Origin of the sequence: Psychrobacter sp. FME5 (assembly GCF_014861375.1) — a bacterium.
GTDB lineage: Bacteria > Pseudomonadota > Gammaproteobacteria > Pseudomonadales > Moraxellaceae > Psychrobacter.
The window spans coordinates 17,732-27,304 of sequence record NZ_RRYX01000030.1 but is presented as its reverse complement, the minus strand read 5'-3'; the positions used below and the strand labels follow the sequence as shown (position 1 = coordinate 27,304).

Genomic DNA, 9,573 nt, shown 5'->3' with positions numbered 1-9,573 from the left:
ATAATTTGTTTCAATGAGTTAGCTGGGTTATTAATATGTAATCTACATATTAGGTGTTCCAGTTCTCCCTAATGAGGTGCGTATTATAGACGGTTTGAGATGGGTGTCAACCGCTTTTCGACAGGTTTTTGAATTAATTTCATTAGGTGAACAACAATCTATATTTTTCAATAACTTACAGTAAAGTTATTTTCCAATTACTTGAAACCATATTCTAATAAAGTGGCTAAAACCCCTTATTGTTTAACCTGATACCTTATAACTGTTCTTTTAAATAAGCTCTTGGGCTTTACTTTATAGATAAATTCTCTCATTTTTATCGTATCAATGACATTATAACTATTAGTAAACTCTTGCGCTGTATCTCTAGTTATATTTATCTTCCTTGATATTTACCAAGATAGCACCTATATATATAGAAGCTGACTGACCCCTTGCTATCTAGTGTTTATAGACGGTTTTTGCTATAATAGCCGCTTTTATGACATTACTTAATAGTAGTTCTGCCTGTCTTTATATAGAAGGTAGATCGCTTTTCCTTATAATGATTCGATCATAGCTTGTTAAATGGCTATGAATCGCGATGCTATATATATCTGAGCTCAGTGCTTTTAAGTAGTGTATATCTCTTACAACATATCATAGTGATTAGATATAATTGATGCAGTCTTACGGTTATATGATTGATGGTTGCAATCATCACTGCCAACGGACTCAAAAAGGTGAATAGATTATGGTAGCGATTACTTTACCCGATGGTAGCGTAAAAAACTTCGAAGGCAACACCTCGGTCATGGAAGTGGCGCAAAGTATTGGGGCAGGATTGGCTAAAGCGACGGTCGCTGGACGTGTAGACGGTCATCTAGTGGATGCACACGACCCTATCGCCCATGATGCCAAAGTAGAAATCGTCACACCAAGAGATGCCGATGGTGTCGACATCATTCGCCATTCGTGTGCGCACTTATTGGGTCATGCGGTCAAACAGCTATATCCTGATGTAAAAATGGTTATTGGCCCTGTCATTGATGAAGGCTTTTATTACGACATCTATAGTGAAACGCCATTTACCCCTGAGCATATGGAAGCTATCGAAAAGCGCATGGTGCAGTTGATAAAGCAGGACTATGACGTTATCAAAAAGATAACGCCACGCGATGAAGTTATCAAAATCTTTGAAGAGCGCGGCGAAGACTATAAGCTTAAACTTATCAATGATATGCCAGGTGAAGAAGCCTTTGGTCTATATCATCATCAAGAATACGTCGATATGTGCCGTGGTCCACACGTACCAAACACCCGATTCTTAAAAGTATTTAAGCTGACTAAAATGTCAGGCGCTTATTGGCGCGGTGATGCTAAGAATGAACAGCTACAACGTATCTATGGTACAGCATGGGCCGATAAAAAAGATTTAAAAGCTTATATTCAACGTATTGAAGAAGCAGAAAAACGCGACCATCGTAAGATTGGTAAAGCGCTCAATCTGTTCCATATGCAAGAGCAAGCGCCGGGGATGGTGTTTTGGCATGCCAATGGTTGGACCATTTATCAAGTACTTGAGCAATATATGCGTAAAGTACAATATGACAATGGCTATGAAGAAATTAAAACACCGCAAATCGTTGACCGTAGCTTATGGGAACGCTCAGGACACTGGGGTAACTATGCAACCAACATGTTTACCACGTCGAGCGAAAACCGTGATTATGCGGTAAAACCAATGAACTGTCCTTGTCACGTGCAAGTATTTAACCAAGGCTTGAAATCTTACCGTGAATTGCCATTACGGATGGCAGAATTTGGCTCGTGTCATCGTAACGAACCATCTGGCTCATTGCATGGCCTGATGCGCGTACGGGGTTTCACTCAAGACGATGCGCATATCTTCTGTACCCAAGCGCAAATTCAACAAGAAGTCGCTGACTTTATTCAACTGACTCTTGCGGTTTATGAAGATTTTGGTTTTGATAACATCATTATGAAACTCTCGACCCGTCCTGAAAAACGCGTCGGCAGCGATGAATCTTGGGATTTTGCTGAAAAGGCTCTGTCTGATGCACTTGATAACTCAGGTCTTGATTGGGAATATCTACCCGGTGAAGGCGCGTTCTATGGTCCCAAGATTGAATTCAGTCTAAAAGACTCGCTAGGTCGCGTGTGGCAGTGCGGTACGATTCAGGTTGACCCAAATATGCCAGAACGTCTCGACGCTGAATTTGTTAATGAGCAAAACGAGCGCGAAGTACCGATTATGCTGCACCGTGCCATCTTAGGTTCGTTCGAGCGTTTCATCGGTATACTGATTGAAAACTATGCTGGTTGGATGCCAGTTTGGCTAGCACCGCAACAAGTGGCCGTGATGAATATCACCGATAAACAAGCCGATGCTTGCGAAAATGTGGTCAGCGAGCTAAAAAATGCTGGTTTGCGAGCTATTAGTGACTTGCGTAACGAAAAGATTGGATTTAAGATACGAGAGAAAACATTAGAACGTATTCCCTATATGCTAGTATTAGGGGATAAAGAAGTCGAATCGGGCAGTGTCAATGTCCGTACGCGTGAAGGTGAAAACCTTGGCGTCATGAGTGTTGCTGAATTTATTACCTTAGTACAGACCGCTGTCGCTAAAAAAGGCCGACAGACCCCAAAAACAGATGAGGAGTAATACCTATTAAACAGTCAAACCGTTTGAACATCAACGAAGATATCAATGTCAAAGAAGTCCGTCTGGTTAAAGAAGACGGCGAACAGATGGGCGTGGTCGATATCGAAACCGCGATGAAAGCGGCACGTGAGGACAATCTAGATTTGGTCGAATTGGTTCCAGATGCCAAGCCGCCTGTTTGCAAGATTATGGACTATAAGCATTTCCTCTATGATCAAAAGCAAAAGGCGAAAGAAGCTAAAAAGAACCAAAAGCAAACTCAGCTGAAAGAGATGAAGCTGCGTCCTAGTACTGAAGAAGCCGATTATCAGGTCAAACTGAAAAAAATCGTCAGCTTTTTAGAAGACCAAGACAAAGTTAAAATCAGTATTCGTTTCCGTGGTCGTGAAATGGCGCACCAAGAGATTGGTCGTAAACAGCTAGATCGCATTATCGAAGACACTGCTGAGATTGCAAACGTCGAGCAATATCCAAAGATGGAAGGTCGTCAAATGGGTATGCTGTTAGGTCCTACTAAGAAAAAATAGTCTGTTCAATAGGCTGCTATTTATTATAACTGTCAGCTTATATAGATGTGTAAATAGATATTTAAATTCAAGCCATCAATATGCTGCGGGATATTGATGGTTTTTTAATATTCAACCCAGCAAACCCTTATTTTCAAATGTTATTTTTAAATATAGTAAGTTAGGATTTTTTGAACAGTAAGTAAGAAAAACTTATCACAATAGCAGGTCACTATTTACTTTATTACAATCGTATCGCTTTTATTTTGAACCGATAATAGCTTACAAAACTCAGTTTACAAAACCCATCTTCTCAACCTTTTCATTACCAGTTAATCTAAAGGTCTGTTCTATCACTCTTAAAGATAATTCAAATAAAAACAATTAAGAGCATAACAACAATCAATACCACGACTATCCCTGTCGGTGATAACCACATTACCTTTTTAAATATTATAGGAAACTTTATGCAAGAGTTAACCCCACCTGAAAATAGTTCTACGCCAAGCATCACCTTGTCCGCCCCTGAGCCTGTAAAAGAAGTACAAAAAAGCGAAGCCGATCAGATGGTCAAGCTGGATGAGAGTCAAATCCCAGAACTCGATGCCAAAGTTGATGCCTTTGTCGATCACGTCATCAATAATTCGGTGCACAGTTCTGAATTTCAGCAAAACGTACAATCTATACATAACTTGGGTACCAAAGAGATTCGCGAATCTGCACAAGTCTCTAACCGTATGTTAGATTTGCCAGCAAAAAGTCTCAATGACAGCCTGTTTGATAACTCCCCTATCGCCAAGTCTTTAACCGAGCTACGCGGTATCGTTGAAGACTTAGACCCGAGTAAAAAAGAGCTGACCAGCTCGCGTAAGCTCTTCGGCCTCATTCCTTTTGGTAATAAAGTACAAGATTACTTTCGCCAATACGAGTCGGCACAATCTCATATCAATGCGGTTGTGACCAGTCTATATAATGGTAAAGATGAGCTGCTTAAAGACAATGCCATGATTGAGCAAGAAAAAGTCAATATGTGGGAGTTGATGCAATCTATTCGTCAGTACGTTTATGTCGGCAAAAAAATCGACGAGCAGCTAGAACAAAAGGTTTATGCTATTGAAGCGACTGACCCTGAAAAAGCGCGTATTATTAAAGAAGAGATGTTGTTTTATGTGCGCCAAAAAAATACTGACTTTTTGACCCAATTAGCAGTAAACGTCCAAGGTTATTTAGCACTGGATACCATTCGCCGTAATAATCTAGAGCTGATTAAAGGGGTGGATCGCGCGACGACAACCACTGTTTCTGCGCTGCGTACCGCCGTTGTGGTAGCTCAAGCCATGACCAATCAAAAACTGGTACTTGATCAAATCACTGCTTTGAACAAAACCACTAGCAGCCTGATTGAATCGACCTCAGCGATGCTGAAACGCCAATCGGGCGAGATTCATGAGCAAGCCACCAGCAGCAGCATTGAGCTTGATAAATTACAAAATGCCTTCAATAACGTCTATGATACGATGGATATGATTAGCAACTACAAAATTGAAGCCCTAGAAAACATGAAACAAACGGTCAACACCTTGACCTCCGAGGTTGATAAAGCCCAAAAATACCTAGATAAATCGAATCAAACCACAGTGCTTGAAGTGTCAAAAGAAATAGACACTAAAAAGATAAACAATAAATCAAGTACGGTCGATGTCGATATTTGATTTATCTCGACAGCGGTTACTTATCAAAGGTGACCGCTCCTCCTCGCTACCAGACACACATAAGACAATTGACGCAAGATATTACAACGTCGTTCGTGTTAAGATAGCTACTATTAATAATTTTAAAAATAGATACGGTAATTTATGAGTTGGAATGATCCAAACGCCTCAAGCGAGGCAAAAAGATATGACAATCCCATCCCTAGTCGTGAGCTGATACTCAGCACGATTACTGAACATGGCGAAGTCACGCATCAACAATTGGCAAAAGCCTTTAATATTGATGACCCAGACCAGTTTGACGCGTTAGGAAATCGCCTAAAAGCGATGGCACGTGATGGACAAGTAAACCGCGACGGTCGTCCTTATCGCTATCGCACCGTGACCCAGCAAGATATCGTCACCGGTACGGTTTCTGCCCACCCAAAAGGTTTTGGCTTTGTACTATTAAGTGATATGCCAGATTTGTTTTTACATGAAAAGCAAATGCGCTGGGTGTTTAATGGCGATACCGTAGATGCAGTCGGTACTTCCACAGACAATCGTGGTCGTACGGAAGGACGTATCGTTGATGTCGTCGAACGTCGCCAAAACAACTTTATTGGTACATTAGCACGTGATGAAGATGGCTATTGTGTCGAGCTTGGTAGCCCAAACAATCATCAACCGATTACCGTCACTGACGATAATGTGCAAGCACTTAATGTCAAACAAGGTGCGCCTGTCAAGGTTGATATCATTGATTGGCCAAACCAGCATGAATTTGCCACTGGCAAAATCACTGAAGTATTGTCTGATGACAACGACCGCGAATTGATTATTGAGACAACCCTTCTCAACTATGATATTCCGTCAGAATTTAATGAAGCGGCGTTAGAGCAAGCCAATGCGTATCAAGAGCCTACTGCCAAAGACTTAAAAGGTCGTACCGACTTACGTGATCTAGCACTTATCACCATTGATGGTGAAGATGCACGTGATTTTGATGACGCTGTATTTGCTGAAAAACGCTCTGGTGGTAACTATCGTGTATTAGTTGCGATTGCTGATGTGAGTTATTATGTCACGCCAAACTCGCCACTTGATCAAGACGCTTATGAGCGCGGTACATCAGTCTATTTCCCCCACCGTGTGATTCCAATGCTACCAGAAGTATTGTCTAACGGTCTTTGTTCATTGAATCCTGAGCGTGATCGCCTTTGTATGGTTGCCGATATTAAAATATCTCGTGCTGGCAAAATTACCAGTTATGAGTTTTATCCAGGTGTGATGCATTCACAAGCGCGTCTGACTTATAACCAAGTAAATGCTTATTTTGATAACCCAAAAGACGACAATGTACCTAAGTCGTTAACGGGTAATAAAGCGGTCAAAAAATCTGTTGATACCTTAAGCCAATTGTATGAGCTACTGCTCAAAAAGCGTGAAGAACGCCATGCAATGGAATTTGAGACTGTTGAGACTTATATTAAGTTTAACGAAAAAGGTGGTATTGAAGCCATCTTACCGCGTACTCGTGGCGATGCTCAAAAACTTATTGAAGAGTGTATGCTGCTCGCCAATACGTGTGCCGCAAACTTTGCGCTAAAAAATGAGCTGCCAGTCTTGTATCGTAACCACGATAAGCCTGATGGCGAAAAGTCGATGCGTATCCATGAATATGCAAAAAACTTCGGTCTAAGCTTCCCAGAAGAAGGCCCAACCCAAGCCGATTATCAGCGTATTATCGAAGCGACCAAAGACCGACCAGATGCGATTAGTATTCATAGCATGCTGCTGCGTTCAATGATGCAAGCGAACTATTCGCCTGACAATATCGGTCACTTTGGTTTGGCTTATGACGAATATAGCCACTTTACCTCGCCGATCCGTCGTTATCCTGACTTAATGTTGCATCGTGCGATCAAAGCGCAAGTAACTAATAGTAAGCAGCCAGTGATGGACTTCTCTCTTGAAGGTGCTGGTACGCAAACGTCTGATACAGAGCGCCGCGCAGAAAAGGCCTCACGCTATGTAGAATCTTGGCTCAAATGTCATTATATGAAAGATCATGTCGGCGAAGAGTTCGAAGGCGTGGTGACTACAGTGACTAGCTTCGGTTTGTTTGTTACGCTGACTGACCTTTACATTGATGGTTTGGTGCATATCTCCAATGTTGGTGATGACTTCTTTGTCTATGATGAGCAGCAACAGCAGCTGATCGGTAAAGACAAAGGCACGTTATTCGGACTTGGCGACTCAGTCAAAGTAAAAGTGGCTGGCGTGAACATGGACCTATTACAAATTGACTTTGATTTAAAAGCTAAGCTGCAATCTAGCGAAATGAATCAAACCAAAAAAGGTTCCTCTAAGAAAAGCACCGATAAAAAAGACACTGATAAGAAAAGCCCCGCTAAAAAAACAGCTAGCCGCAGTAAAGGCGCTAGTAAGAAAAGCTAGGTTTAACAACAACGTCAAATAATAAAAAAGGCTAACGTTATCGTTAGCCTTTTTTATGCTTAATTTTTATGACAGCTGGTTTTTAAAGCTACTCTGCACTGCCCATCTGGTCTAAGCGTTGTTGATCCGCTTGTTGTGCTTGCTCTATTTGAGTCGTTGCGCTATCAAGGATGGCTTTGGGCTGTTTGCCAAGAGGTTGGCTGGCGATATCGGTCGAGCTATTTGCTACCTTGTCCGTCTCAGTTATAGCCTTGCTAGGAGACTGCTCAGACGTCGCATTGCTCACGATTACTTCTCTATTTTTCTCACGTTGATTGCCATTAATGAGGTTAAAGCCAAGTAGTGCCACCATGCCGACCAGCGCGAATATAATCAGATGTTTCATTTGCATAAAATGTCTCGTATATTTGGATAATTATTTACATATACGTTTTACTGCATTTTTTATGCCCATTTTTAATATTTATCAGTCATTCTTATTCTTGCGGGCTATTACTATTCAATAGATCTGTCTCACCTGTATTATCAGCAATTTCTTGTTCGACTTTTTCCATCAGTTTTTCGTCAGGGCGTGCATCAAGCACTTCATTGGCGTTAGGGCTTTGTAGGATTTGCTTAGCACGGGCTTTGGCTTGTTTTTTATCTTTGTCATCCACAGTGCTTTCATCGATAATAGTATCGTCTACTTGCTCAGGTGTGGTCGGCGTAACCGTCATCTCTGAGCCAGATTTTTTACTGTCACTTGTATTTTGAATGTGCTCAAGTGCCTTTTCAACTTTATGATTAAAGCGTAAGCGGTAGATAGGTTCAGGTAAACTAAAGCCTTCGTTTTCTAAGGCATGTTTGGTCTCTCGAATGGCAATACTACGCGCTTTAAAAAAGTCAGTCTCTGTTTGGTTAACCCATACTTGAAACTCAAGAATAATGTTAGAGTCACCAACATTGGCGATGACCGCAATCGCTTTTGGCTCATCTAACACAAACGCTAAGCTATGTAGCGCATCCAGTCCCACTTTGATAGCCGCTAACGGATCGTCATTGGCATCAACGCCAAGCTCAAAGGTAAAGCGCCGTTCGGGGTTTTTGGTATAATTCAGAATGGTGGCTTTAAATACTTCAGCGTTAGGAATGCGCAGCTGATTACCGTCCAGCGTCATTAAAATGGTTGCTCGTGAGGTCAGACGTACCACGATACCTTCTTTATCGTTGATGACAATTTGGTCACGCGCCCGAAATGGCTGACGAATACTAAGCAGTAAGGAGGCAATATAGTTCTCAATACTGTCTTTTACCGCAAAACCTACCGCAATGCCGATAACACCTGCCCCGCCAAGTAGCGTTCCTAAAATAGTCTCCGCCCCTACCAAACTCAATGCTAATATCAAACCGACAATAATAAAAACAACTTTAATGGTTTGTGATAATAGCTCAGCGACGAATGGATTGGGTGTTAGGCGTTGCCACATCTTTTGTCGATGCGATAACCAACTGCCAAGCCATGCCACCAAACCAAATATTACAATACCAACGCCTAGTAACGGCAAGGCTTTAATGAAGGTTCTGAACTGGGCTTTTAATCCTTGATATACTGTTGTGACGTTGTCTTGTACGTCTAAAGTGCGATTAATCTTATCTTCTACAGTGACCACATCTGTTAAGCGGTTGGTGAGATTGATCGCTTGCTGCGCTTTTTTCTCGTTTGGCGTCTCCCCTGTTAAGGTGACAACACCTTGGGTGACGTCGATATTGACCGCTTGCAGACCTTCTATCTCAGAAAAAATACCACTGATACGTTGACCAATCTCGTTGTCTTTTTGCGGGGTGGGGGTCGTTTCAATCTGAGCATTATTGGTACTTTCGCCAATGATAACCGGTGGCGGTTTGACAGGCTCAGTAACGGAGGCGCTAGGCGCAACTGAATTATCAATTGTTGCCTTCGCGCTATCGTCTATAGCGGCTTCTGTACTAGGAGTTAATACCGTCTCCGGTAACCCTAACGCCTTTGCGGTATCTGCTATTATACTATCGGAGGTATTACCTTCAGTTTCAGCAGCAGCATAAGCCGGCAAAGTAAAAAAGAGGCTTAATAACAACACTATCTGACCCCACGCTGTTAAAGAACAGCGCTTCAGTGGTCGGTCAATGTAAGTGGCCATAAGCATCCTTTGCTATAGTCAATCCTATATAAATCGGATACGGTGTCAGACTCGCTCAGTCTACTATTCGTAGTACTGTCATTCGCCTTCTT

At 41.9% G+C, this 9,573-nt stretch carries 6 protein-coding genes; 4 read left to right on the top strand and 2 right to left on the bottom strand.

Annotated features, from left to right (window positions below; all coding sequences use genetic code 11):
* Positions 1 to 733: 733 nt before the first annotated feature.
* From thrS to rnr, 4 genes are all read left to right on the top strand, one after another.
* The gene (thrS, locus tag EI161_RS06255; RefSeq protein WP_192523953.1) at positions 734 to 2,668 is read left to right on the top strand and encodes a threonine--tRNA ligase; all 1,935 of its coding nucleotides are present in this window, start codon (positions 734 to 736) and stop codon (positions 2,666 to 2,668) included.
* Positions 2,669 to 2,691: 23 nt separating this feature from the next.
* Positions 2,692 to 3,195: a translation initiation factor IF-3 gene (gene infC, locus EI161_RS06250; protein ID WP_192523954.1), complete on the top strand. Its 504-nt coding sequence runs from the start codon at positions 2,692 to 2,694 to the stop codon at positions 3,193 to 3,195.
* A gap of 446 nt (positions 3,196 to 3,641) precedes the next feature.
* The gene (locus EI161_RS06245) at positions 3,642 to 4,886 is read left to right on the top strand and encodes a toxic anion resistance protein (RefSeq protein WP_192523955.1); all 1,245 of its coding nucleotides are present in this window, start codon (positions 3,642 to 3,644) and stop codon (positions 4,884 to 4,886) included.
* 144 nt (positions 4,887 to 5,030) lie between these two features.
* Positions 5,031 to 7,325: a ribonuclease R gene (rnr, locus tag EI161_RS06240; RefSeq protein WP_192523956.1), complete on the top strand. Its 2,295-nt coding sequence runs from the start codon at positions 5,031 to 5,033 to the stop codon at positions 7,323 to 7,325.
* Positions 7,326 to 7,413: 88 nt separating this feature from the next.
* Here the strand turns inward: rnr and EI161_RS06235 are convergent, their stop codons facing one another.
* On the bottom strand, positions 7,414 to 7,716 hold the full coding sequence (locus EI161_RS06235) for a hypothetical protein (RefSeq protein ID WP_192523957.1): 303 nt from the start codon (positions 7,714 to 7,716) through the stop codon (positions 7,414 to 7,416).
* An 85-nt stretch (positions 7,717 to 7,801) separates the two neighbouring features.
* Positions 7,802 to 9,481 (bottom strand): mechanosensitive ion channel family protein, encoded by a 1,680-nt coding sequence (locus tag EI161_RS06230; protein WP_192523958.1) that lies wholly within the window; start codon positions 9,479 to 9,481, stop codon positions 7,802 to 7,804.
* Positions 9,482 to 9,573 lie beyond the last annotated feature (92 nt).

What these genes read in the sequence shown, in the direction of transcription:
- EI161_RS06245 (WP_192523955.1), top strand. Translation starts at nt 3,642, where the DNA reads ATGCAAGAGTTAACCCCACCTGAAAATAGTTCTACGCCAAGCATCACC.
- EI161_RS06235 (WP_192523957.1), bottom strand. Translation starts at nt 7,716, where the DNA reads ATGCAAATGAAACATCTGATTATATTCGCGCTGGTCGGCATGGTGGCA.
- rnr (WP_192523956.1), top strand. Translation starts at nt 5,031, where the DNA reads ATGAGTTGGAATGATCCAAACGCCTCAAGCGAGGCAAAAAGATATGAC.
- thrS (WP_192523953.1), top strand. Translation starts at nt 734, where the DNA reads ATGGTAGCGATTACTTTACCCGATGGTAGCGTAAAAAACTTCGAAGGC.
- EI161_RS06230 (WP_192523958.1), bottom strand. Translation starts at nt 9,481, where the DNA reads ATGGCCACTTACATTGACCGACCACTGAAGCGCTGTTCTTTAACAGCG.